The sequence below is a fragment of the Pseudohaemophilus paraphrohaemolyticus genome, from assembly GCF_003253115.1.
GTDB lineage: Bacteria > Pseudomonadota > Gammaproteobacteria > Enterobacterales > Pasteurellaceae > Haemophilus_A > Haemophilus_A paraphrohaemolyticus_A.
Map to the genome: position 1 here is coordinate 236,054 of NZ_QEQF01000001.1, position 25,724 is coordinate 261,777.

Here is a 25,724-nt window from a genome sequence, read left to right on the forward strand (position 1 = left end):
TTGATAGCCGCCTCTACAAATCGGAAATAAAACGCTCGCATTATACAGTCTTTTTCACACAAAATCGCCTACTATTTTTGCTTTTTATAAAATTCCTCGGCATCTCATCATTTCGCAAAGAGGAATGAAAAAACGACCGCTTATTTTATTTTAAGTGGACAAATATCCACAGATCATAGAAAATAAAACGTTTTTTGTAATCAATCATAAAAGTTATGAACAATACCATTATCAATTACGAAGGCGTTGAACAAATGCCAATTAAGCGTTTTACTGAAGACGCTTACCTCAATTATTCAATGTATGTGATTATGGACAGGGCGTTGCCATTTATTGGTGATGGTTTAAAACCCGTACAACGTCGCATTATCTATGCTATGTCTGAATTAGGCTTAAATGCCAACGCAAAATATGCCAAAGCAGCTCGCACCGTCGGTGATGTGTTAGGTAAATTCCACCCGCACGGTGACTCTGCTTGTTATGGTGCGATGGTAGGAATGGCTCAAGATTTTACCTTCCGCTATCCATTGATTGATGGTCAAGGGAACTGGGGGAGCTTAGAAGATGATGCCGCAGCATATCGTTATACAGAAGCACGCTTAACCAAATTCTCGTCCATTTTACTTTCTGAAATTGATCAAGGCACAGTAGATTTCAAACCGAATTTTGACGGTTCCAAAATCGAACCTGTGACTTTGCCTTCTCGCTTGCCACATATTTTATTGAACGGCTCAACAGGGATTGCCGTTGGGATGGCAACCAACATCCCTCCTCACAATATTAATGAATTGGCGAATGCCTGTGTGATGTTGTTAGATAATCCAAATGCAACATTAACGCATATCTTAAGTGTGGTGCAAGGGCCTGACTACCCTACTCAAGCGGAAATTATCACGCCAAAAGCGGAAATAGCAAAAATCTACGAACAAGGACGTGGCTCAATCAAGGCCCGTGCGGTTTGGCAAAAAGAAGATGGCAAAATTGTAATTAACGCGCTGCCATATCAAACCTCGCCATCAAAAATTATTGAGCAAATTGCTGCTCAAATGAAGAACAAAAAACTACCAATGGTGGATGATGTTCGCGATGAATCAAACCACGAAAATCCAATTCGAATCGTGATTATGCCTCGCTCAAATCGTATTGATTTTGATGCATTGATGGATCATCTGTTTGCGACAACTGAGCTCGAAAAAAGCTTCCGCATCAATATGAATATGATTGGTTTAGATGGCAAGCCTGCTGTGAAAAACTTGCATACTATCTTGACTGAGTGGCTGAGTTTTCGCCGTGCGACCGTTACTCGCCGTCTCAATTACCGATTAGATAAAATTTTAGACCGCTTGCATATCATTGAAGGCTTAATTATAGCGTTCTTAAACATTAACGAAGTGATTGAGATTATCCGCAATGAAGATGAACCTAAAGCCATATTAATGGCTCGTTTTGGATTAAGCGAAACTCAAGCTGATGCGATTTTAAACCTACGCTTACGCAACCTAGCAAAACTAGAAGAAACCACGCTTAAAGCAGAACAAAATGCACTAGAAAAAGAGCGAGATGAATTACAAGTTTTATTAGGTTCAGAACGCCGCTTGAATACGCTTATTAAGAAAGAAATTCAGGCTGATGCAAAAGCCTTCGCCTCACCACGTAATTCGATTTTTGTAGAGCGTGCAGAAGCAAAAGTAATTTCAGAGGCTGATCTCACACCAACCGAAGATGTTACCGTCATTTTATCGGAAAAAGGCTGGGTACGTTGTGCGAAAGGGCACGACATGGATGTAAAAGGCTTGGCATATCGTGCTGGCGATCAATATCTTGCCCATGCACACGGACGAAGCAATCAACCTGCTGTGTTCTTAGATAGTACAGGGCGAGCCTATACGATTGACCCAACCACACTACCTTCTGCTCGTTCACAAGGCGAACCGCTTACAAGTAAGATTACCTTACCAGAAGGTGCAGAAATTCAGCAGGTCTTAATGGGGCAACCTACCGAAAATGTGCTAATGGCATCTAACTCCGGCTACGGTTTCATTTGTACTTTTGAAGATTTGGTCTCTCGTAACAAGGCAGGTAAAGCGGTCATTTCTTTAACCGAAAATGCAAAAACGCTTCCGCCTCAACTTGTATCTCTGGAAGAGGAGCTCTCTCTTGTAGCAATCAGTAATGTGGGTAGAATGTTGATATTCCCATTAAGCGAACTACCAACTCTTTCCAAAGGCAAAGGAAATAAAATTATCAATATTTCAGCCCAAGCAGCAAAAGCTGGCGAAGAATATTTGGCTCATTTATTATTGATTAAACCAAATCAATCACTCGTGTTTGTTTCAGGCAAACGCAAAATTACGTTAAAACCTTCAGATATTGAAAAATATCGCGGAGAACGAGCGAGAAAAGGCTCGCAACTTATTCGGGGATTGAGTGCGAACTCAACCATTGAAGTAGTCAGTTAGATAACAAAAAGTGGAATTATAAAATTCCACTTTTCATTTATTTATAATGTTTTTACTAAATCTTTAAGATATTTTTTGAACGCTTCACCAAATTTATTATGACGCAAGCTATATTCTACAAATGCTTCCATATAGCCAAGTTTATCACCACAATCAAAGGTTTTACCTGTCATATGGAACGCCTCTACGGTTTCTTGTTCAATTAACATATCAATTGCGTCGGTTAATTGAATTTCATCGCCTACACCCGCGGGGGTTTTTTCTAATAAATCCCAAATACCAGCTGAGAATACATAACGACCTACAACAGCTAAGTTAGAAGGTGCATCTTCTTTGGCGGGTTTTTCTACCATTTTTACAATTTCTGCTGAACCGCCCGCTGGGATATCAACCCCGTTACAATCAGCCACACCATAACTGCTCACTTCATCCATTGGCACAGGTGCTACCATAATTTGACTATGCCCTGTTTCATTAAAACGTTTAATCATCGCTGCTAAGTTTTCTGTTTTCTGATTAGCACTAAACTCAGCCAAAATTACGTCAGGTAGCACTACCGCAAAAGGTTCATTTCCTACCACTGCTCTACCACATAAAACAGCGTGTCCTAGCCCTTTCGCATTCCCCTGACGAACATGCATAATAGTTACATCTTTCGGGCAGATAGAACGTACTTCTTCAAGTAATTGACGCTTAACGCGTTTTTCTAGCATCGTTTCTAATTCAAACGATGTATCAAAATGGTTTTCGATGGCATTTTTTGAAGAGTGAGTCACCAATACAATCTCTTTAATGCCCGCTGCAACACATTCATTGACGATATATTGAATTAACGGCTTATCTGCAATAGTAAGCATTTCTTTTGGAATTGCTTTTGTTGCAGGTAACATTCGAGTACCTAAACCAGCGACAGGGATAACAACTTTCATTTTTATTCCTTATAAAATACAGAAAAAATCCTAAGTAAACTTAATTTACATCTAAGCATAAGATTGTTTTATCTTAGCATATTATTAAACAGTTCTAAAATTCATTTTTACACTGACAAGCGGTACTTTTTAGTCTATTTTTCACAATTTAACTGAATTTCTGATATAATTCCCCGCAATTTTTAGCTGATTTTTATATCGCTACTCACTTTTTAATTTAGGAATACAGAATGTCTGAACAAAACCAACAAACTTATGATTCTTCAAGCATTAGAGTATTGCGTGGCTTGGAAGCTGTGCGTACTCGTCCAGGAATGTATATCGGTGATACAGATGATGGTACAGGTTTACACCATATGGTTTTTGAGGTGGTGGATAATGCCATTGATGAAGCATTAGCGGGTTATTGTAAAGATATTATCGTGACCATTCATTCCGACAACTCAGTTTCGGTGCAAGATGATGGTCGTGGTATTCCTGTCGGTATTCACCCTGAAGAAGGGGTTTCAGCTGCAGAAGTGATTATGACAGTGCTTCACGCAGGCGGTAAATTTGATGATAACTCTTATAAAGTATCGGGTGGTTTGCACGGTGTGGGCGTTTCGGTTGTGAATGCACTTTCTTCAAAATTACAGCTTACGATTCGCCGTGAGGGCCACGTTCACGAACAATTTTATAGTTTAGGCGAACCTGATGCACCTCTTGCGGTAATTGGTGAAACAGACAAAACGGGCACCATGGTTCGTTTCTGGCCAAGTTTCAATATTTTCAAAAACAAAACTGAATTTGAATACAAAATTCTTTCTAAACGTTTACGCGAGCTTTCATTTTTAAACTCTGGTGTATCTATTCGCTTAATTGATGAACGCGAAGGGAAAGAAGAACATTTCCACTATGAAGGCGGCATTAAAGCCTATGTAGAATATTTAAATGAAGGTAAAACGTCTATCCATAAAACACCATTCTATATTTCAACAGAGAAAGATGATATTGGTGTAGAAATTTCTCTACAATGGAACGACTCTTACAATGAGAATGTTTACTGCTTTACCAATAACATTCCTCAACGTGATGGTGGTACACATTTAGCGGGCTTTCGTGGTGCATTAACGCGTGCATTAAAAAACTACATGGATAACAGTGGCGTATTAAAAAAAGCGGATGCCAATATTGATGCCTCTGGTGATGATGCACGCGAAGGTTTAGTTGCCGTTATCTCGGTGAAAGTGCCTGATCCGAAATTTTCTTCACAAACCAAAGACAAACTAGTTTCATCAGAAGTGCGTTCTGCGGTTGAAAGCTCAATGTATGAAGCCTTGACTGATTACTTAAACGAAAACCCAGAAGATGCAAAAAATATCGTAGGTAAAATCGTGGAAGCGGCTCGTGCACGTGAAGCTGCTCGTAAAGCACGTGAATTAACACGCCGCAAAAGTGCAACCGATTTAGGAGGTTTACCTGGTAAACTTGCTGACTGCCAAGAAAAAGATCCAGCACATTCAGAACTTTACTTGGTGGAGGGGGACTCCGCTGGTGGTTCTGCAAAACAAGGGCGTGACCGTAAAAACCAAGCCATTTTGCCTCTGAAAGGTAAAATCCTTAACGTAGAAAAAGCCCGTTTTGACAAAATGCTCTCTTCACAAGAAGTTGCAACCTTAATTACTGCACTTGGCACAGGGATTGGACGAGAAGATTACAATGTTGAAAAATTACGTTATCACAAAATCATTATTATGACCGATGCGGACGTGGATGGCGCTCACATTCGTACGCTCTTATTGACGTTCTTCTATCGTCAAATGCCAGAGCTGATTGAAAACGGCTACATCTACATTGCTCAACCGCCGCTTTACAAAGTGAAAAAAGGTAAGCAAGAGCGTTATATTCAAGATAACGATGAAATGATGCAATATGAGATTGATATTGCGTTAGAAGATGCTCGTTTATATGTCAGCCAAGATGCACCAGCATTAAGCGGTGTGGCACTTGAAAAGTTGATTTCACATTACAATCAAGTGCAAAAACTCTTTACTCGCTTAACGCATCGCTATCCATTGGCAATTTTAAACGAATTGATTTACAGCCCTACTCTTTCAACTGAATTTGCAAAAGAGGAAGCAAATATTACCGCTTGGAGCGAGAAATTTGTGAATCAGTTGATGGCAAAAGAAGTGGATGGTAGTTTCTATCGTACAAACGTGTTCTTCAACACCGAACGCCATATTTATGAGCCTGAAATTATTGTGACCACACACGGTATGGACACCACCTACCGCTTAGATTTCAACTTTATTACTAGTAATGAATATGCTCGTATTGTGGAATTGATGCTTGAGTTAAAAGATTTGCTCACCGCAACCGCTTATATACAACGTGGCGAACGCCAAGAGCCAGTAAGTAGTTTCGCAGAGGCATTAGATTGGTTAGTGAAAGAATCTCGTAAAGGCTTAACAATCCAACGCTATAAAGGATTAGGCGAGATGAATCCAGAGCAATTATGGGAAACTACAATGGATCCGGTTGCTCGTAAAATGCTTCAAGTAACAATTACTGATGCCATTGCCGCGGATAAACTTTTCAGCACGCTAATGGGTGATGAAGTTGAACCACGTCGTGACTTCATTGAAGCGAATGCATTATATGCAGAACTAGATATCTAATAGACAGTAAAAGAGGAGCTCATTTCAAAGGAAATGAGCTTTTGTCTATTATGCTAAGAATAAATATGGTAAATCAAATAATCTTCAGCGTTATTTTTGCCATTAATGTAATAAAACATTTACCTTCAAAACAAATTAAATCTGCTCTGATTACACTTCTAGAAAATAAACCTATCAACCGTTTGCCTTTGTCCGACATTGTCTTAAGTTCACCCATCGTTACACCTAAACCACGTGCAATAGCTTGCATTACTGCTGGGGTTTGAGTCATTACCGAGTTATATTCTTGCGCTCTGAATTTACCCATCAATAACACTTGCCCCTGAAATTGCGACTGCTTTTGAAATGGTTTCAGTGACTTCCGCCACTTGGCGCTGGTTAATGCCAAGTTCTTTGGCATTTTGAGCAAAAGTCTGATAAACAGAAGAAACGGCTTGGGTCGATTGTGCTGTTTTCATTAAAATGCTGTACACATCAGACATTGCTCTTGCGTGCTGCAATTCAGTCTCAGTAACTAATTTCAGCTTATTCGCTAATTTAGTATTTTTATTGGTGTAGTCAATAATTTGCAATGCGGCTGATTTAACCTTATCAAACCGATCAAAATTGAGATTCCATTTCGTTGCAGAGTTAATACTATTTGCCGCATTTTCGATATTTTTTAAATAATCAACCGTTCTATTTGCGAATAGTCTTGTCTGTTGTTCCGAGCTTTTCAAATTTTGTTGGAACTTAACTGCATCAAGGCTAAGTTCGATATTTAAGTTACCCAAGCCCGCCATAATTTTCTCCAATAAAAAAGCCTGCGATTAAGCAGGCTCTAGGTTATTTAATATGCTCTTTAATTAACTTTTGGTTTCATCATTTTTCCCCAGTGTTGCTGATAGGCAATATAGAAACACCAACCACTAAAGAGAAAAGCAAGAGAGCATAATGTATAAAAGATGATATGCCCTGTTGAACTTTCTTGTGCTAAAACGAATAAATAAACACAACCAAAGAATACGCCAAAAATAATTAACAAAGCAAAAATAAAACGGAATGTTCCTGAAACAAACCAAGCAATAAGTTTAAATTCATCTTTCATATTTCCCCCCTCATTTATTTTCTTTATAAGGAAAGAAAACCAAAAATTCAAGCCTTTTCTTACCTTTTCGCTAAATAATCTGCTATACCGTCATCTTCTTCCATTTCTTTCTCTTCTTGAGCAAAAAATGGCATAAATTCGGTAAGTTTTGGTGGCGATTTTTTCGGATCGCTATTGATAGCTGCAAGCAGATACGCAATTTGGGCGGTACGATAATCTTCCCGCCAAAGCCCGAAGGGTTGTTCTTGGTAGAACAGTTGATATTCTGTTAAGTGTTCTTCGGGCATTTGTTCAATTTCCGCCAGCGTTTTTCCTAGTACGAGCGAAAGAGTTAATTGGAATTTTCTTCGCTCACTAAGGCTTTTGGGAGTTCTGTAGCCATTGCTTGATTAAAATCTGAAATCAATTTTGCATCGAGCTCAGATAATGCTTTCAAGTCATCTAAATTATCCGCATCAAATAACAACAAACCTTTTTCATCGCATAAGCGTGAAACCATTACAGCTCTAAATCCTTGCGGTGTAAGGTTCTAGCGTATGTTGGCGTAAGAAAAAACAAGAAATAAAAAAGCCGCTAAAAAGCGGCTTTCTTTGTTTTTGGTGCTCTGGGCGAGACTCGAACTCGCACATCCTATGGACACTACCCCCTCAAGATAGCGTGTCTACCAATTCCACCACCAGAGCAAAATTTGTATTTTATTGCGGAATATCGTTATTTTGTGTTTTAACTTCCGCTGGTTGTGTAATGTTTTGTTTTACATCACTTAAGTCATCAAATTGACTTGTTGGTTTAGCTTGATGAGTGTTGATATTGCCAATAATCAAGCTAATAGCAAAGAAAAGTGTTGCTAATACTGCTGTTGTTCTTGATAAGAAGTTTGCAGAGCCAGCTGAACCAAATACGGTTCCTGCTGCACCAGCACCAAATGATGCTCCTGCGTCCGCTCCCTTACCTTGTTGCATTAAGATAAAACCAACTAATACAATCGCAACAACAAGATAAATAACTGTAAGAATATTTAACATTGATACTTCTCTAAATTCCGACGCTAATAAATTGCGATGGCGTGAATATTACTGATTATTCGAATGCTTTGCAATAAGAAATTTCACATTGAATTGTCATTTGTTCTATTTTTCAACACTTTGCATTTTTTTATTAAAATTCGACCGCTTGTTGCTGTTCGTTTTAGCATATTGATAACGCATAGGCGGTGTGATTTTACATAAATCTTGCAATTTATCTCGCTCTGTATGCAATAACGATGGCAATTGTGTCACTAATTCGTGCATAAATTGCTGGTAGCTTGCCTGTTTTTTGCTAATATCTGTCAGTTGCATTTCCCAATGAGCGGTCATATCAGGAAGTGTGGCTGTTTCAGGCAACGCAGAAATCAAAATCCGCCCCGCTTCCGTGCTATGAATATTTCTCCCGCGTTTAATCAGAAAACCGCGTTTAAACAGCAATTCGATAATGCTGGCACGTGTTGCTTCAGTGCCCAATCCATCAGTTTCACGTAACACTTTTTTCAGCTGCTTATCTTGTACAAAACGAGCTATCCCCGTCATTGCAGAAAGCAAGGTCGCATCTGTAAAATAGCGAGGTGGTTGCGTTTTTTTACTCACAATCTCACCGCTATCACAATGCAAAACTTGCCCTTTTTTCACCACAGGCAGAAGCGGCAACATTACTTCATCGCTATCTTCTTTGCCAAGCAAACTTTTCCAGCCTGCAGTTAATAGACTGCGTGATGAAGTGCTAAATTTTCCGCCTGCAATTTCAAGCTGAATCTGCCCTTTGCGATATTCAGCATCTGGGCAAAATTGCATCAAATATTGGCGTGCAATTAGTTGATAAATCCGTTTTTCATTTTCGGTCAGTTGCACATTGCCTTGTCGAGCAGTCGGAATAATCGCGTGGTGTGCCTCAACTTTCTTATCATTCCAGCAACGATTGCGAATATTAGGTTCAACAGCTTCGGGTTTCTCCGCATATTCAGGCAGATGATGAGCTATCGCACTCATTACTTTAAAACGATCATTATAATGTTCATTCGGCAAATAACGATTATCAGAACGCGGATAAGTAATCAACTTATGCGTTTCGTACAATTTCTGACAAATATCCAAAACAGCTTGAGCCGATAAACCAAAACGACGTGCCGCATCAATTTGCAACACGGAAAGCGAATAAGGTAGCGGAGCGGTTTCTGTTTCGATTTTATCTTGATAATCGGTGACAGTCGCTGGCTGGTCAGTAATGCGTTTGACCACATTTTCAGCTAATCCACGTGAAAGCACACGTCCATCTTCGTCTTGATAATCTTCACATGCTTTACTCGGCTGCCATTGGGCTTGAAAGGCTTCACCCGTTTCTGACACTCGAACATTCGCCATCACCTCGAAATAATCTTTTGGCACAAAATTTTCGATCTCAAGATCGCGTCGCACAATCAGCCCCAAAACTGGCGTTTGTACTCGTCCGACTGAAAGCACACCTTTATAGCCTGCCCATCTGCCTTGTAGCGTGTAAGCTCGCGTCATATTGATTCCATAAAGCCAATCTGCACGAGCACGAGCTAGTGCCGAGGTTGCAAGCGGTATAAAATCGCAGTTATTTTGCAATTTTTCGAGTGCTTTTTTTACCGCATTAGGGTTGAGGTCGCTGACCAAACAGCGTTGGATTTGACTACGTTTTTCTGGCGGAACATTAAGATAGCTAAACACTTCATCTACCAGCAGCTGCCCTTCGCGATCGGGGTCTCCCGCGTTCACAAGAACATCTGCTTTTTTGACTAGTTTTTCGACCACTTTAAGCTGTTTTAATGTTTCCTTTTTCGGCACGAGTTTCCATTGCGTAGGCACAATCGGCAGATGCTCCATCCGCCACATTTTAAACCGCTCGTCATAGACATCGGGTTCTGCCTGTTCGAGCAAATGACCAATACACCAAGTTACGACATCATTGTCACCACATTGAATATAACCATCACCTCGTTGATGCGGTTTAGGCAACACATCAGCAATGGCTCGGGCAAGGCTGGGTTTTTCTGCAAGGAATAATCTCAAGGGAAAGTCCGTGTTAATTTGAGTTTTCTGTTTGTTTCTCCGCCAAAAATGCCTTCAATAAATTCTCTGGCGGTGGTGGCATTTGTAGATAAAAACCTTGTTGTTCAATGGTTTGTAAAACGTCTTCGTTTTTCGCCCGCTTGAGAGGCTTTTCGCCTGCAAGATTAAATAGCATTACAAATTGTGGCTTGCCGAATTGTTGCATCAAAACCTCAGGCACGGCATCAAATTGGTCGCGTTTTGCGACATAGAGGAACATTCCATCTTTACGAGAACTGCGATAAATCGCACATAAATTCGCTCTGCTCATTTTATCCTCCCTCATCCTAATCTTCCTCATTCCAGTCGCCGCCCGTGTAATTATCGAAGCGAGAGAATTGCCCTTGGAAGGTTAAACGCACCTTACCAATCGGTCCATTACGCTGTTTACCGATAATAATTTCGGCAATGCCTTTAAGATCGGAATTGTCGTTGTAAACCTCATCGCGGTAGATAAACATAATCAAATCCGCATCTTGCTCAATGGAGCCCGATTCACGTAAATCTGAGTTCACTGGGCGTTTATCGGAACGTTGTTCCAAGCTACGGTTGAGCTGAGAAAGCGCCACCACTGGCACTTGTAATTCTTTTGCTAATGCTTTGAGTGAGCGAGAAATCTCGGCTATTTCAAGGGTTCGGTTATCAGAGAACGCTGGTGCACGCATTAACTGCAAGTAATCCACCATAATCAAGCTCAAACCGCCATTCTCTTTATAGACACGTCTTGCACGAGAGCGAACTTCAGTTGGAGTTAAGCCTGAACTGTCATCAATAAAGATATTTTTGCGATCTTGCAAAATTGAAATAGTGGTCGAAAGTTTTGCCCAATCTTCATCATCGTGTAGCTGACCTGTACGAATTTTAGTCTGATCGACACGAGAAAGCGAGGCAAGCATACGCATCATAATTTGATCGCGAGGCATCTCAAGGCTGAAAATCAGCACAGGTTTTGCAGGTTTTTTCTTCGGCAGGCCGTTTTCATCCAGATCATTAGGATCATCAACATCTGATAACGCCGCATTTTCACACAAATTCATCGCAAAGGTGGTTTTACCCATTGATGGGCGAGCAGCGATAATAATTAAGTCTGATGGCTGAAGCCCTGCAGTTTTTTTGTTGAGATCGATAAAGCCTGTGGTAATGCCTGTCAAACCACCGTTATGGCGATTTTTAGAGAGCAACTCAATTTTTGAGAGCGTAGTCATCAATACATCATCAATGTTTTGCGGCCCTTCATTGGCACTATTGCGTTTTTCTGCAATTTCAAACACGATGCGTTCGGCTTCATCCAGCACCTCTTTTGAATCTCGTCCTTTGGTATGATATGCCATTTCTGCGATTTGGTTACTCGCACTAATCACACTACGTAAATCGGAACGATCGCGAACAATATCCGCATATGCCAGTATGTTCGCTGCACTTGGCGTATTTTTCGAGAGCTCAGCTAAATAGGCAAAGCCACCTACATCTTGAGCTACTCCCTTATCTTTCAAGGCTTGTTCAAGAGTGATAATATCAATGGGACTATTGGCTCGCACCAAGGCTTCCATTTGCTCAAAAATAACACGATGGGCGTGGGTGTAAAAATCGCTTGCTTGAATACGTTCAACCACATTATCCCATTGATCGTTACTGAGCATAATCCCGCCGAGCACTGCTTGTTCCGCTTCAATCGAATGAGGGGCAATGTTGATCTGTTCTACTTGTTTATCTTGTTTTTTCTCGTTTGAACGTGGATTGTAATCAGCCATAATTTCCTGCTTTTTTAATTATCCCATCAAGGTTTTATTCGGCTCACGTGCGATTTCGCGCACCAATTTCGGCACTAAATAACCCGAACTGATTTTTTGCAATGCTTGATAAATTTCAAAGGCTTGCTCATCTGATATCCAGAAATGGCTTGCACCTTCAACCTTATCTAATAGATGTAGATAATAAGGCAAAACACCAACAGAAAAAAGTTTATCGCTCAAGGCTTTTAAAATTTGCGCATTATCATTAATACCTTTAAGCAACACCGATTGGTTTAACAAAGTAACGCCAATTCGTTTTAAATCAGCCAGTTTTTCAGCCAAAATATCATCAATCTCATTAGCGTGATTGATGTGTGAAACCAGTACAATATTTAAGCGAGATACTTGTAATCGCTGACAAAGCGTTTCGGTTATGCGGTTTGGAATCACCACGTGAAAACGGCTATGAATACGCAAGGTTTTAAGATGCGAAATTGCCTCTAATCGAGTCAGCAACCAATCAAGCTCTTCATCTTTTGCCATCAGAGGATCACCGCCCGACAAAATAATCTCTTCCAGTTCAGAATGTTGTTCAATATACGACAAACTCTCTTGCCAAATTTGCTTATTACTTTTGACTTCGTGATAAGGAAAATGGCGACGGAAGCAGTAACGACAATTCACCGCACAACTATTCTTGAGCATAAATAACAAACGGTTATGGTATTTATGCAAAATATTCGGTGCAGGGCTATGTTGCTCTTCAAGCGGATCTTTCGTAAACCCTTCCGCTTGTAAAAACTCTTGCTCTGCCGACATCACTTGCAAAAACAGTGGATCTTGCGGATTGCCCTTTTCCATTCGTTCTGCAAAACTTCTTGGTACTCGTAATGGAAACAGCTTGCGAGCTAAAATTGCTTGTTCAAAATCTGCAGGATTGAGCTCAAGAAAAGTCAGCAATTTAACAGGCTCATTAAAAGCCTCGGCTAAATCTGTTAGCCATTGCGGCTTGGTTTGAACGGTATGAATTGAAATTGATTGCATAGCAATAAATAAGTAAAACGGGCGTACTTAACACGCCCTAATATCGGAGTTTTTTGATTTTATGGAACTAAACGGCATTCAAGTGGGCTGCCATTTGGTTTAACCATCACGACGGGTGATGCCTGTACGGTTTGTCCTGCCAATGCTGGAATTAAATATTGCACACCTTCAATGCAGTAGCGACGGTAACCATCCGTTTTCTCAATTAAGAATGGATCAATTTGACCACCAATGCTCTTAAATTGAGTCACTTGAGCGTTTGCAACATCTGCTGTTTTTTCTACCGCTTGTGTAGTGCCCGCGGTTGGCTGAGCAGCCTGCTGAGTGGTTTGATTCGCTTGTGCCGCTGATGGCGTAAGCATTTCACTTAACACATAACCTGCTGCTGCCCCTGTTGCAAAACTCGCTAAACGGCTACCACCAGCTTGCTGTGCTTGAGCCTGCGTCTGAGCACTTTGAGCAGCACGTGTGTTATCGAAAGTCGCATCGCGTTGTGTTTGTTGCTGCGTATTTGTTTTTTGTTGTGAGTTCATTTTCATTGGCTGTACAGGTGCACTAATCGTGCGACCAGAAACAGAGCGAGCAGGACGCATCCCTTTTGCTTCCACAACAGATACCACAGATAACGCTAAAATTGTTGAAAGAGTAATAAGTTTTTTCATTTTCCATCCTTTTTGAAATAATTTTGGATTATACCGTAAAAAAATTTAGAGATCTTTGAATATTTGCGGTATTATATGGGGTCTTTTTGACAAACCCAATAGCGGGTTGTTCAATTTTGTTAACTTTTTGTAAACATTGAGGAAACCATGGCTAACTATAGCACTACTGATTTCAAACCAGGTTTAAAATTTATCCAAGATGGCGAACCTTGCGTAATCGTTGAAAATGAATTCGTAAAACCAGGTAAAGGTCAAGCCTTTACACGTACTAAAATCCGTAAATTGATTTCAGGCAAAGTATTAGAAATCAACTTCAAATCAGGTTCAACTGTTGAAGCTGCAGACGTTGTTGATTACAACTACACATACTCTTATAAAGATGAAGATTTCTGGTACTTTATGCACCCAGAAACTTTCGAGCAAATTTCTGTAGATGCAAAAGCATTAGGCGATAACGACAAATGGTTAGTTGACCAAGCTGAATGTATTATCACATTATGGAACGGCTCTGCAATCTCTGTAACTCCGCCAAACTTCGTAGAATTAGAAGTAACTGACACAGATCCAGGCTTAAAAGGGGATACAGCAGGTACTGGCGGTAAACCAGCAACATTAAGCACAGGTGCGGTTGTTCGTGTGCCATTATTCGTTCAAATCGGTGAGGTTATCCGCGTAGATACTCGCTCTGGCGAATACGTTTCACGTGTAAAATAATTGATACGACTATTTAGTAATCCCTTTTCAAGCGGTAAGATTTCTTGCAAATTTTGCAAAAATCTTGCCGTTTTTTCATTTATTATCTTCCTATTTCAACTATTCTCAGGTAAGATTGGCACGCTTTTGAGAATTGTTTTCAATAAATTTTCTGTTCCATTGATTAGTTTTTAATAGGAATTTCTTATGTTCAAAAAAACACTCCTTACTTTAGCCCTTGCGGTATCATGCTCTTCAGTTTCATTTGCAAAAGATGTGACCATTCCGACCGCTCATGGTGATGTTACTTTCACTCAAACACCAACCAAACTTGCCGTATTTGAAGCAGCAGCAATTGATACGCTTGCACATTTAGGCGTACCTGTTGCAGGTAGCCCTGATGTGGCTCGTACCTTGCCATATTTAAAACCAGCGACAGAAAAAGCGGTGAATATCGGTACTGTTTTTGAGCCAAATTACGAAGCATTAAACAGCTTAAAACCTGATTTAATTATTGTAGGTAGCCGTGCAGCAAAAAAAGTCGATGAGTTAAAAAATATTGCAACAACTATTGATGTAACCACACCGAAAGAAGTGAACACTTTGCAAGGTGGTTTAAACAACATCGAAAACTACGGTAAATTATTCAATAAAGAAGCTGAAGCGGCAAAATTAAAAGTGGAGCTTGAAACCTTAATCGCTGAAACCAAAGAAGCGGTAAAAGGTAAAGGAAATGGCTTAATTGTACTTGTTAATGGTGGCAAAATGTCCGCATTTGGTCCTGTAGGTCGCTTAGGTTGGGTTCACTCTGCTCTTAATATTCCTGAAGCAAAATTTGAAGTGAACACCAAAGGAGCAAACCACGGCACACCAATTTCATTTGAATACTTACAAAAAGTAAACCCAGATTGGTTATTCGTGTTAGACCGCACCGCAGCAATCGGTGAAGAAGGAAAAACAGCCCAAGAAGTGTTAGATAACGAATTAGTGCACCAAACTAAAGCATGGAAAAACGGGCACATTATTTATCTCAGCAGCTCTGCTTATCTTGCTGCAGGTAGCGTAGAGCAAATGCGTTTAGACCTTAACAACATCAAACAAGCGTTCTCTAAATAATGCGGAAGCTCACATTTTTTAATCTTTTCTTACTTTTAATCCTCTGCCCCCTTAGTATGTCCGTGGGGGTAGCGGATTTTCATTGGGGCGAAATTTTCAGCCAGCCTGAACAATTACAACTACTCTTAATCAGTCGCCTGCCTCGTACTATTGCAGTCATCCTTGTTGGGGCAACATTAAGTGTGGCTGGGATGGTATTGCAAATTGTGCTTAAAAACCGTTTTATTGAACCAAGCATGATTGGGGCAAGCCAAAGTGCAGCAGTTGGCATTTTGATCGCAACTTTACTTTTCCCTGCGACTCCGTTGCTGTTTAAGATGTCTTTTGCCTCTATAACCGCTCTTATCGGCATGGCAATTTTTATGCTGTTAATGCGTAATCTTCCGCCTCATCAAAAACTGATGTTGCCACTAGTTGGGATTATTTTCGGTAATATTATTGAAGCGGTAACGACTTTTATTGCCTACGAAACCGACAGTTTGCAACTTCTTTCTGTCTGGTTTGCGGGGGATTTTTCTGGCATACTCGCAGGACGCTATGAGTTACTTTGGCTTACAGCGGGCTTAGCCGTAATCATCTATATTCTTGCAGATCAACTGAGTATTGCAGGGCTTGGGCAGAATATCAGTACTAGTCTTGGGATTAATTACCACCAAATGACATGGATAGCTCTAATTATCGTGGCAATGATTACCGCGGTGATTGTTGTTACAGTTGGGCAAATTCCGTTTATTGGTTTGGTCGTACCGAATATCGTTTCTCGTCTAGCAGGCGATCGCCTTCGTCAAAACTTGCCAGCAGTAGTATTGCTTGGAGCGAATTTGATCTTAGTCTGTGATATTTTAGGTCGCGTGGTAAATGAACCGTTTGAAGTACCGATTTCAACTATTTTCGGTATTGTCGGTACGGTGCTTTTCCTCTATCTACTTTTTAAGGGGAAAAAATAATGAAGTCCTCTCGTATTTTGCTCATCTCAAGCCTGATTTTGTTTGCAAGCGGCCTATTTTTTATGCTATTTAACAGCAATGGCAATTGGGATTTTGTTTTGCCATTTCGTGGAAAAAAATTGTTGTTGTTACTTACCATCGCTTACACAATCGGCGTTTCAACATTGCTTTTCCAAACCTTAACGAATAACCCAATTTTGACGCCAAGCATTTTAGGATTTGACTCACTCTATCTGCTGATTCAAACCTTGCTTGTCTTTTTAATTGGCGGTGTGGGATTTACTCAATTAAACATCAGCGGAAAATTTGCCTTTGAAACGCTATTGATGCTCGCAGCAGCATTGTTGCTATTCCGCACACTTACCAGAGATCATGCCGACATCGCACGCATGTTGCTCATCGGTGTCGTATTTGGCGTGTTCTTCCGCAGTGTCAATAATTTATTGCAGCGTATGATCGATCCTGAAGAATTTGCCGTTGCACAAAGCTCCTCATTTGCGAGCTTTAATAATGCTAACCCAACACTTCTTACGATTGGCATTGCAATTGCTGTGATTACGGCTACCTGGATCTGGACACAACGCCACAAACTTGATGTCTTAATGCTCGGCAAACACAAGGCTATCGGCTTAGGTATCAACTACAACCGCTTTTCACATCAACTATTAATTTGCTGTGCCTTACTGGTTTCCGTTTCAACGGCTTTGGTGGGACCAATCCTTTTCTTGGGATTGTTAGTTTGTGCTATAGTGAATGCCATTAGTCCAACCATGCAACATTCTGTCCGAATTCCGCTCACGTTTATTATCTCCGCCATCACGCTGGTATTAGGGCAAGCCGTGTTTGAACAGTTCTTCAAACTACAAGGCGTGTTAAGTGTCGTAATAGAATTTACAGGCGGCATTGTGTTTATCTATTTGATGTTAAAAAAACAAAAATGATCGAAGTTAAAAATCTTTCCCATCAGATCGGGCAAAGTCCGATTTTAAAAAACATTAACCTCACCATTCCGAACGGAGGCATTACTGCTCTTGTGGGTGCAAATGGTGCAGGGAAATCTACCCTGCTTTCACTCATCGCCCGTTTGAATCCTATTCAACGCGGTCAAATTTTGTTAGACAGTTACGATATTGCTACAACTCATTCTCGCACCATCGCCCAGAATTTGGCGATTCTTACGCAAGATAACGTGATCCACAGCCGTATCACCGTGCAGGATTTGTTGATGTTTGGGCGCTACCCGCATCATCAAGGCAAAATTCGACCGCTTGATCAAGAGATCGTTGATGAAGCCTTAGTACGTTTTGAGCTTAAACCTCTAGCAAATCGTTTTCTAAACGAACTTTCTGGCGGGCAACGCCAGCGTGCGTTGATTGCGATGACATTCTGCCAGAAAACCAATCACGTCCTGCTGGACGAACCACTTAATAATCTGGATATGTTTCACGCCCGTGAGTTGATGCGATTGTTGAGAAAACTAACCGATGAGTTAGCTCTCACCACCGTGATGGTGGTGCATGACATCAATATGGCAGCGGCTTATGCTGACACAATTGTGGCGATGAAAAACGGAGAAATTGTGATGACAGGCACGCCTGAAGAAATCATCACAACCGAGCATTTAAAAAGCGTATTTGGTTTAGATGCAGAAGTGTTGGAACATCAAGGGAAAAGATTAGTGGTTCATCATATTTGATGCATTTAACCTTCTTATCTCAATTTTTGATCTGCCCCCAAAAAGTTGGACAGGTTAGTTAACTTAAATATTGAGCTCGGTATTTTACTGGGCTCAATCCTTTTAAACCAAGTTTAATTCGGTTTTGGTTGTAATACACTACATATTCTTCAATTTCAGCCTGTAATTCAGCAATTGAATGATAACTCCGTGAGTAAAAACACTCTGATTTTAGTATCGCAAAAAAGCTTTCAATCACCGCATTATCGTAGCAATTTCCTCGGCGGCTCATACTTTGCACCGCTTTACCCACCAACATTTTCCCCCATTCCGCCAAACCATACAATACGCCTTGGTCGCTATGAATAATCGGGCATTCTGTCGGTTTAAGTCGACTAAACCCTTGTGCTAACATCTTTTTCACCAATGAAAATTTGGGGCGTGTTGAAAAGTTATAGGCAATAATTTCTCGGTTAGCTAAGTCCATCAACGGTGAAAAATAAAGCTTTTCTTGCCCAACATGAAATTCCGTTACATCCGTTCCCCATTTTTGATTGAGTGCCATTGCTGTAAAATCACAATTCACTAAATTCGGGGCTATATGCGATCTTTTTCCTCGTTTTCCATGTCTTTAATGGAATGAATACCTAACTCGTTCATCAGCTTTAACACCGTTTTATGATTCAAATGAAAACCCATTTGGCGTAATTTAAACGTCATAGGCCGATAACCATCTCGGTTTTTGTTCTTTTTATACAGCGATAAGATAGTCTCTTTTTCCTCGTGATAATTTCGCTTAATCTCTTTATAGTAAAAGCTTGAGCGAGGCATTTTAGCTACACGAAGTAAATCATTTAATGCGTGGTTTGGCTTCAATCTTTCAATAATTTTTCTTTTTTCTGTGGCTGTTTTTGACGGTCGAGTGCCTCCAACTCCTTTAGATAAGCAATCTCCGCTCGAGCCAAGGCGAGCTCTCGTTGTAACTTTTTAAACGCTTTAGGTGAAAAGTCTGTGGTTTCTGGAATTTCAATGTCTTTCTTTTTCATCTTTGGCTTCACTATTTTCGGGGTTTGAAGGTTTGTATAAGGCGATTTTACGCCATCAAGCCCTCCTTCCCGAAATGCGTTTAGCCAATAAATGATGAGAGCATGGGAAATTTGATGAAGTTTAGCCACCTCACGGATACCATAATCCTGTTCAGTGACGAGTTTGATAATTTTCAAACGAAATTGATAAGAGTAGGACATAATCTGCACCTCAAATTAGGTGCCCAGGTTTTGGGGTGCAGTTCACTTTAAAAGTGCGGTCTTTTTTTATCTTATTTTCATATTAAACTAAAAGGGCTAAGTCCTATTTACAGAACTTAGCCCTTTAATTTATTCACTATAAAGCGCGGTTAGATTACCAGAAGTATCCTACTGCTGCACCACCTGTCACTTCACCTTGAGTATTAGCACCCATTGAGAAACGAACACCGTATTTACCGTTATCAGAAAGACGAGAGTAACCCACTGCTACCGCAGATTGGTTTTTGTGTTGACCTACACCTGCTGTTGCCACAGATTGACCCGGTTTATGCGCTTGTAACAAGTTTGCCATAGCTGCAGAAGTCGCCATGCCCGCATTCATACGGTTGCCTAATTTGTTAACCTGACCTTGTAAGTTATTAATACGATTACCTACACCTTTAGCCACGCTATACAACTGGCTGCCGTTGATTGCATCGGTAGAAGTTGATGAAATTTCACCCGCCGCTACATTTTGGATACGACGTTCGTCTCCTGCTGCACCAACTGAAACAACACCATTTGCTTTCGCTCCTTGGAAACCACCGTAAGTCATATTACCTACCGTTGCTGTAGTTACAGTGCCTACAGAACCTGCTGTAGTACTTGTGCCTTTCGTGCCATCTTGTTTAATGTTATATAAACTTGCTGTACGGCTTCCATCTCCAGCTGTTGCTGTTGATTTATTACCTAAATATACAGAGTTTTCAACGGTGCCTTCTCTCGAAGTCGAGTTGCCTGCATTATTAACATCATTACCTAATACAAATGTATTTTTTGTCGTAATCACGTTATTGTTACCAAATGCATAGCTTCCCGTTGCATCAGCTTTAATTACGTTAGGGTCACCAAAGGCACCTGAGTTATTAGCCTCAACAATATTGCCTGTACCGATTGCAATAGAGTCATTACCTAATACTTTAGAGCCATTCCCCATTGCAACAGCGTTATCACCATGGGCAACAGAACTTTTACCAATTGCTGTCGCAAATTTACCACTTGCACTTGAGTCAAAGCTATTTGCAGTTTCCACTTTAGGACGATTTACACCATCATTAGAGTGAAAGAACTTGATACCTTGTTCATTCATATTATGAACAGCCTCAACAACTGAGTTAGTGATAATTTCTTTCTGACCTTGTACATTATAGGTTTTTAAGATTGGTGTACCATTCTCATCAACAACAATATCTTTATAAGTCGTTTTTGAACCATCAGGGTTTGTTACCGTGATGTTTTCCACATTTGGTACATTACCACGACTTAATGCATAAATTTGAGCACCATTTACCGCGTCTGTACTTGTTGGAGAAATATCACCTGCTTTAACACCAGTAATTTTTGTTGGATTACCGTCTTTATCACCAATATTGATGTTATCACCTGCAGCATTAATCTTCGGACCATTATCACCAAATTGAACGCTACTAAAGTTTACTTCATCCGCTGTTGCATAAGTGACTTTACCTTCAGGGTCTTGTTTCACAGTCATATTTTTGCCTGCTGCAAGATCAACTTTCTTACCTGGATTGATAATTTCATCTTTACCAGAAAGTTTCTTACCACCATTTTCTGAAGTTGTTAAAGTAAAGCCTGAATTATTGATTGCATCTGCAATATTTTGAACCGTTGCAATTGGGTTGCCAACATTATCAATATTAGCCTGTGCAGCATCAACCTTATCTTGAGCAGCCTTCTTCGCTTCAGGCGTAGTTGCATCCGCTAATGCTTTTTTAGCATCATCTAAGGCTTTCTTCATTTCAGGCGTAACAGGACCTGAAACAGAACCGTCTTTATTACTTGTAACAGTGCCTGTATCAACATCAAATTTCACTGTTGTGGTCGTAACCTTATTACCTTCCCTATCAACAGTGTCTTTCGTTGCCAACTTAACTTTTGTATTTTTACCGTCTGCAAAACGAAGTTCATCATTAGGATTAACTTTTTCATCTTCATTTTTAAAGTCTGCATCAGATAATGTCTCTGTTTGCTTACCAACAACAAAACCAGATTTTTGAATCGCTGTAGCAACTTTATTACCTGTCACATAGCCATCACCAGCATTAGCAATTGGTGTAGTGCCTTTATCTGGTGTTACTGCTGATACCTTATCATCGACAGGTTTACCTGTTTTAGGATCGATATCAGAGGTTTTATAGTACTTATCTCCCACTTTAGTTACTGGGGTACTTTCACCATTGACGATTGCAGTAAGATCACCGTCTTTTACAACTTCGCCATCTTTAACTGCGATAGTAATTTCACGAACACCGTCTTTAGTTTCACCAGTTACAGAAACTCCAGCCCCAGCCTTGAAATCTACTTTATTAGCATTTTTCACTGTATCTACATAACCATTTTCAGGTGTGCCAACCACCCAACCCATGTTACGTAGATCACCTACTGTAGCAGCTGTGTTATCAGATACATTTGGAGTATCTAAATTAACCAAATCTTTAGCATCTGGCTTCGCATCTCCATATGGTTTCAAGCCAGATGTTACATTCGTAATATTAGCAGGCTCATTCTTATCACCTTTACCTAATTTTAGGCCATCTGCTGTTGGAGCTAAGTTAACTTTATTTCCAGCACCATCATTTAAATCAAGAGTTTTAAACTCTGGGTTATCTACTGTTTTAAAGGTAAATTTATTTGGCGTGCTGTGATCAATTTCAATGTTTTTACCAGCATCAAAGGTAACTTTACCGCTAGGTTTGATGTTATCGTCTTGACCGATTACTTTGCCATCTTTTTCCGCAGATGCTGTCCAGTAAGAGTTATTAATAGCATCTGCTACATTACCTGCAGTGGCTACTTTATCTTTATCTGCATCTGCTACTTTTGGCGCACCATTTTCATTAGTAATATTGCCTGCATCTACAGTGATATTACCTTTATCATCTTTTTTAAGACCTGCGCCAAGTTTTACATCGTATTTCACAGTAGATACTTTATTATCTGTAGTAGTTACTACTGCTGTAGTACTTTCGCCATCAATAAAGTTTACAGTGTCATATGGTTTTACAAAATCCTTAGCTTCACCATTGTTTTGTAGGTTCCAACCTGCATTCAATACATCTCCCACAGTTGCCGCATTATTTATAATATTCGGCAAGTCTGTTGCTGACGGGGCTTCAGAGGATGTAGTAGGTGCAGTTGTATCTTTTTTCGCACCTGGCAAGTTGCCCGCTACATTAGTGATGTTTTGACCACCGTTATTTAAACCGTCTTTTGTCAAAGATACATCGTTAGGTTTCTTACCATCTTTTGCTGGTTGTGAAATAGTGATCCCATTCGGAGTAATATTCGTGGTATTACCAGCATCATCTTTTACTTCAACACTACTCAAGCCTTTTAACGACTTCGCTAATTTAACCGTTAAAGTATCAGTTTTATTTCCAATCACACCAATGTTGTTATCGGATAATTTAGATTCCTCTGTTTCACCACCAACAACTTTAACCTCAGTACCCAAAGTGCGGTCAAATTTTCCAGCTTCTTTATTATCACCAGAAAATGATAATGGTTTCGCTGCCACTTCTTGCACTGCTGTATCTAGTTGTGATTTATTCACGGCATCTTTACCATCTGTGCCTGGAGCAATATTGGTGATTTTTTTACCGCCCAAATCTACACCAGCATCTTTAAAGGTCATTGTCGTACCATTACCACCAATACTTGTAATGTTACTTAACACAGGATTTAAAGAATAAGTAAAGTCCTTACCAGCTTGTTTTAACTTGATGTTTTCGCCTGCTTTAAATGTGACTTTATCGCCAGCTTTGACAGCTTCTTCCGTTGTAGTATTGCCTTCGGCAAACTCACCACCATCTTCAGCGCCAGTTACTTTCCAGGATGCGCTATTAATCGCATTTGCAACATCGTTTGCTGTTGCAAAGCTGTCTCCTGCATCAGCTGCCGATACCGTACCTTTATCAGCATCCGGAGTAATGGTTGTCTTTTTCACATCAAATTTAACCGCACTTACGGCACCGTTTTCAGTGACTGTTACATTCGCAGTTGTGCCGGTACCATTCACAAAGTTCACGGTGTCATAAGCTTTAACGAAATCTTTTTCTGCACCATTTTCTTTTAAATTCCAACCGGCATTTAAAATATCATTTACAGACGCAGCTTTTGTTCCATCTACTTTGGTTGGTGCTGCTTGATTGGTTGTTGGTGCCGCTGCATCATTTTTCGTTACTGGCAATGTACTAGCTAAACCAGTGATGCTGTTGATACCCGTTAAATCAGACTCTAATCCATAAGTGAATACCTTACCTTTACGTTGTAAACGTAGATTCTTACCTGCATCTAGCGTTAATATGCCGTCTGCACCAATGGTTTCAGCGGTATCATCCGTATCTACCGTATCTTCAGCCAAGGTGATACCAGAATTATCAGCCTTCGCTTTCCAAGTTACCTGATCTTTGATTTGTTTCTTACCAGCATCGGTAATATTGCTTAAATTCTTATCCGCCGCATTATCAATTTTATCTTTGGTGGTATCATCCAATTTAACGGTTACATCCGTACCGCTGGCTGTTGTAGTCAAGCCATTTGTACCTTTTACATTAAACTGTAAACCACCAGTTTTATCTAGCTGCTGAGCATCAGTAGTTCCTGAATCACCGCCAAGTTTAATATTATTCGTTGCGACTTTATCTAACTGCGATTTATTAACTGCATCAGTTGGATTCGTTCCCGCTGCTAAATTCGTGATTGGTTTATTGTTCATATTGATGCCGGCTGCATTGGTTACAATGCCGCCAACAGTAGTGCTATTTAAACCAGTCAAATCTTTTGCCAGTTTAAATTTTATGGTGTTTTCGTTGTCATAATTTACACCGATGTTATTGTCTGACAATTCACCGGTTGCACCGCCCAAAAGGTTCAAGCGGCCATCTTTCATGCTTCTGCTTACAATTTTCTTTGTTGCCGCATCCGCTTTTTTCGCATCCGCATCAGCGCCTGTTACTTCCCCTTTATCAGCATCATCACCGGCATATAAGAATGTTGGATCTATCGTCATGTTATTCAAAATGCCGTATAACTGGGAACCGTTGATACCATCAGTGGAAGTTTCAGATACTTCACCAGCGGCTACGTTCTTTAACTGACGCTCATAACCTTTTTTACCGAAAGATACTATGTCACCTTTGCTAGTTGTCGATCCACCACTCCAATTGTATGTATGTCCATTAACAGTAGTTGAAGTTTGTTTTGTACCTTCTTTATCCGTTAGTGATCCGCCACCAAGTGCTACAGAGTTATCAAACGTAGCTGTCGCTCCAGAACCAATAGCGATAGCGTTCACCTTTTCAGCACTTGAACCTGTACCAAGAGCCACAGAAATATCTCCAGCTTGCGCTTTTACACCGATGGCAATAGCTGCTTCACCAGATTTAGTGTCTTTATAACGTCCACCATCAGTATGTAAGTTTTTACCTGTAAGGTTAGTATAAGCAGCACCAACAGTACCTGTTACTTTATTTCCATCAGAGTTAGTATATGTCGTAGTCGCAGCGACTGCTCTATCGACGTCATCATTACCAATAGCAATGGACGAGTTACCGTATGCTAATGTATTAGCACCTAACGCAATAGATTGGTCTCCAAAAGCTTTAGCCCCTTCCCATGCCTTATTTCCGCCACCAATCGCTACAGATTGACCAACCCTTTTCTCATTACCTCTACCATCAGAACCTGCTACGGCATTTTTACCGATGACAATGTTATATGCTCCATTAGCATTAGTATCATCACCAATAGCAATATTGTTATTTTCTTTACTTGCATTAGAATTCTTACCAATCGCAATGCCACTGTCACTAGCTAAAGCAGTGCCTTTATCTAGTGTATTATCAGAGGTACTACCAATAGCAACACCTGCTTCTGCAGTATTAATGCTACATAATACTAATGCCCCACCTAATACCGCTTTCAGTGAGTTACGACTTTGTTTTTTATGTGCTTTAGTTAATTCAGAAACGGCAACCCAAGATTGTGTTGCGTGATTCCAGATTACACGGAAAATTTGATTCATGGATGTCTTTCCTATTTAAAAGTTAAAAGATTATAAAAAATTAGAGCGATTTACTATTCATAAACCGCTCTACATCTGAAAAATACGCCACGTATACTAACGGCAAAAAAATATAGATCAAGCAATTTATTCCCCAATTTACATATATTTACATGCATTTACATATGTAAACGTTTGCATCCTATATCACTAATATATTGTGAAAAATAATTATTTATAAAAACAAAAAAGCTCACCAAATTTGACGAGCTTTTTTTAACTTACATAAACCGTATTAATA

20 protein-coding genes, 1 tRNA gene and 2 pseudogenes are annotated in these 25,724 nt (G+C 40.1%); 7 read left to right on the forward strand and 16 right to left on the reverse strand.

Going from position 1 to position 25,724, the window contains the following annotated elements; all coding sequences use genetic code 11:
- Window positions 1–215: 215 nt before the first annotated feature.
- Window positions 216–2,459 (forward strand): DNA topoisomerase IV subunit A, encoded by a 2,244-nt coding sequence (parC, locus tag DPV92_RS00965; protein WP_111353253.1) that lies wholly within the window; start codon window positions 216–218, stop codon window positions 2,457–2,459.
- A 41-nt stretch (window positions 2,460–2,500) separates the two neighbouring features.
- Here the strand turns inward: parC and galU are convergent, their stop codons facing one another.
- On the reverse strand, window positions 2,501–3,388 hold the full coding sequence (gene galU, locus DPV92_RS00970; RefSeq protein WP_111353254.1) for a UTP--glucose-1-phosphate uridylyltransferase GalU: 888 nt from the start codon (window positions 3,386–3,388) through the stop codon (window positions 2,501–2,503).
- A 230-nt stretch (window positions 3,389–3,618) separates the two neighbouring features.
- On the opposite strand from galU, the gene gyrB reads away from it, so the two are divergent.
- A complete protein-coding gene (gene gyrB, locus DPV92_RS00975; RefSeq protein ID WP_111353255.1) occupies window positions 3,619–6,048 on the forward strand; it encodes a DNA topoisomerase (ATP-hydrolyzing) subunit B in 2,430 nt (809 codons plus the stop codon).
- 73 nt (window positions 6,049–6,121) lie between these two features.
- On the opposite strand, the pseudogene DPV92_RS00980 reads toward gyrB, so the two are convergent.
- The 11 genes and pseudogenes from DPV92_RS00980 to DPV92_RS01025 all read right to left on the reverse strand — a co-directional run bounded on the left by DPV92_RS00980 (window position 6,122) and on the right by DPV92_RS01025 (window position 13,681).
- A pseudogene (locus DPV92_RS00980) lies at window positions 6,122–6,830 on the reverse strand (tape measure protein).
- A gap of 59 nt (window positions 6,831–6,889) precedes the next feature.
- A complete protein-coding gene (locus DPV92_RS00985) occupies window positions 6,890–7,135 on the reverse strand; it encodes a hypothetical protein (protein WP_111353256.1) in 246 nt (81 codons plus the stop codon).
- A 59-nt stretch (window positions 7,136–7,194) separates the two neighbouring features.
- Entirely contained in the window at window positions 7,195–7,422 is a 228-nt protein-coding gene (locus DPV92_RS00990; protein WP_111353257.1) for a phage tail assembly protein T, read from the reverse strand.
- Window positions 7,423–7,466: 44 nt separating this feature from the next.
- Entirely contained in the window at window positions 7,467–7,634 is a 168-nt protein-coding gene (locus DPV92_RS09780) for a hypothetical protein (protein ID WP_192574155.1), read from the reverse strand.
- 98 nt (window positions 7,635–7,732) lie between these two features.
- Window positions 7,733–7,818: transfer RNA gene (locus DPV92_RS00995), tRNA-Leu, on the reverse strand.
- A 12-nt stretch (window positions 7,819–7,830) separates the two neighbouring features.
- Window positions 7,831–8,160, reverse strand: coding sequence for a preprotein translocase subunit SecG (gene secG / locus DPV92_RS01000; protein ID WP_111353258.1), 330 nt, complete (start codon window positions 8,158–8,160; stop codon window positions 7,831–7,833).
- Window positions 8,161–8,265: 105 nt separating this feature from the next.
- The gene (locus DPV92_RS01005) at window positions 8,266–10,203 is read right to left on the reverse strand and encodes a DNA topoisomerase III (RefSeq protein ID WP_111353259.1); all 1,938 of its coding nucleotides are present in this window, start codon (window positions 10,201–10,203) and stop codon (window positions 8,266–8,268) included.
- Window positions 10,204–10,216: 13 nt separating this feature from the next.
- Window positions 10,217–10,513 (reverse strand): YcgL domain-containing protein, encoded by a 297-nt coding sequence (locus DPV92_RS01010; RefSeq protein ID WP_225791944.1) that lies wholly within the window; start codon window positions 10,511–10,513, stop codon window positions 10,217–10,219.
- 16 nt (window positions 10,514–10,529) lie between these two features.
- The gene (locus tag DPV92_RS01015; protein WP_111353261.1) at window positions 10,530–11,993 is read right to left on the reverse strand and encodes a replicative DNA helicase; all 1,464 of its coding nucleotides are present in this window, start codon (window positions 11,991–11,993) and stop codon (window positions 10,530–10,532) included.
- Window positions 11,994–12,011: 18 nt separating this feature from the next.
- Window positions 12,012–13,019: an EF-P beta-lysylation protein EpmB gene (gene epmB / locus DPV92_RS01020; protein ID WP_111353262.1), complete on the reverse strand. Its 1,008-nt coding sequence runs from the start codon at window positions 13,017–13,019 to the stop codon at window positions 12,012–12,014.
- Between the two features lie 59 nt (window positions 13,020–13,078).
- The gene (locus tag DPV92_RS01025) at window positions 13,079–13,681 is read right to left on the reverse strand and encodes a flagellar basal body-associated FliL family protein (protein WP_111353263.1); all 603 of its coding nucleotides are present in this window, start codon (window positions 13,679–13,681) and stop codon (window positions 13,079–13,081) included.
- 147 nt (window positions 13,682–13,828) lie between these two features.
- On the opposite strand from DPV92_RS01025, the gene efp reads away from it, so the two are divergent.
- The 5 genes from efp to DPV92_RS01050 all read left to right on the forward strand — a co-directional run bounded on the left by efp (window position 13,829) and on the right by DPV92_RS01050 (window position 18,133).
- Window positions 13,829–14,395, forward strand: a complete 567-nt coding sequence (gene efp / locus DPV92_RS01030; protein WP_005705817.1) for an elongation factor P — start codon at window positions 13,829–13,831, stop codon at window positions 14,393–14,395.
- 186 nt (window positions 14,396–14,581) lie between these two features.
- Window positions 14,582–15,490, forward strand: coding sequence for a siderophore ABC transporter substrate-binding protein (locus tag DPV92_RS01035; protein ID WP_111353264.1), 909 nt, complete (start codon window positions 14,582–14,584; stop codon window positions 15,488–15,490).
- Window positions 15,490–16,437 carry an ABC transporter permease gene (locus DPV92_RS01040; protein ID WP_111353265.1) on the forward strand — a complete coding sequence of 316 codons (948 nt, stop codon included), beginning with the start codon at window positions 15,490–15,492 and terminating at the stop codon, window positions 16,435–16,437. Before DPV92_RS01035 ends, DPV92_RS01040 begins: the two co-directional genes overlap by 1 nt.
- The gene (locus DPV92_RS01045; protein WP_111353266.1) at window positions 16,437–17,378 is read left to right on the forward strand and encodes an iron chelate uptake ABC transporter family permease subunit; all 942 of its coding nucleotides are present in this window, start codon (window positions 16,437–16,439) and stop codon (window positions 17,376–17,378) included. Before DPV92_RS01040 ends, DPV92_RS01045 begins: the two co-directional genes overlap by 1 nt.
- Window positions 17,375–18,133: an iron ABC transporter ATP-binding protein gene (locus DPV92_RS01050; protein WP_111353267.1), complete on the forward strand. Its 759-nt coding sequence runs from the start codon at window positions 17,375–17,377 to the stop codon at window positions 18,131–18,133. The genes DPV92_RS01045 and DPV92_RS01050 overlap by 4 nt, the downstream gene beginning before the upstream one ends.
- Window positions 18,134–18,191: 58 nt before the next feature.
- Here the strand turns inward: DPV92_RS01050 and DPV92_RS01055 are convergent.
- From DPV92_RS01055 to DPV92_RS01070, 4 genes and pseudogenes are all read right to left on the reverse strand, one after another.
- A pseudogene (locus DPV92_RS01055) lies at window positions 18,192–18,722 on the reverse strand (IS3 family transposase); the annotation flags it as partial.
- Entirely contained in the window at window positions 18,710–18,943 is a 234-nt protein-coding gene (locus tag DPV92_RS01060; protein ID WP_111353570.1) for an IS3 family transposase, read from the reverse strand. The pseudogene DPV92_RS01055 and the gene DPV92_RS01060, both read right to left, overlap by 13 nt.
- Window positions 18,944–18,984: 41 nt before the next feature.
- Window positions 18,985–19,359 carry a transposase gene (locus tag DPV92_RS01065; RefSeq protein WP_111353269.1) on the reverse strand — a complete coding sequence of 125 codons (375 nt, stop codon included), beginning with the start codon at window positions 19,357–19,359 and terminating at the stop codon, window positions 18,985–18,987.
- A 154-nt stretch (window positions 19,360–19,513) separates the two neighbouring features.
- Window positions 19,514–25,444, reverse strand: a complete 5,931-nt coding sequence (locus DPV92_RS01070; protein ID WP_111353270.1) for an ESPR-type extended signal peptide-containing protein — start codon at window positions 25,442–25,444, stop codon at window positions 19,514–19,516.
- Between the last annotated feature and the right edge of the window lie 280 nt (window positions 25,445–25,724).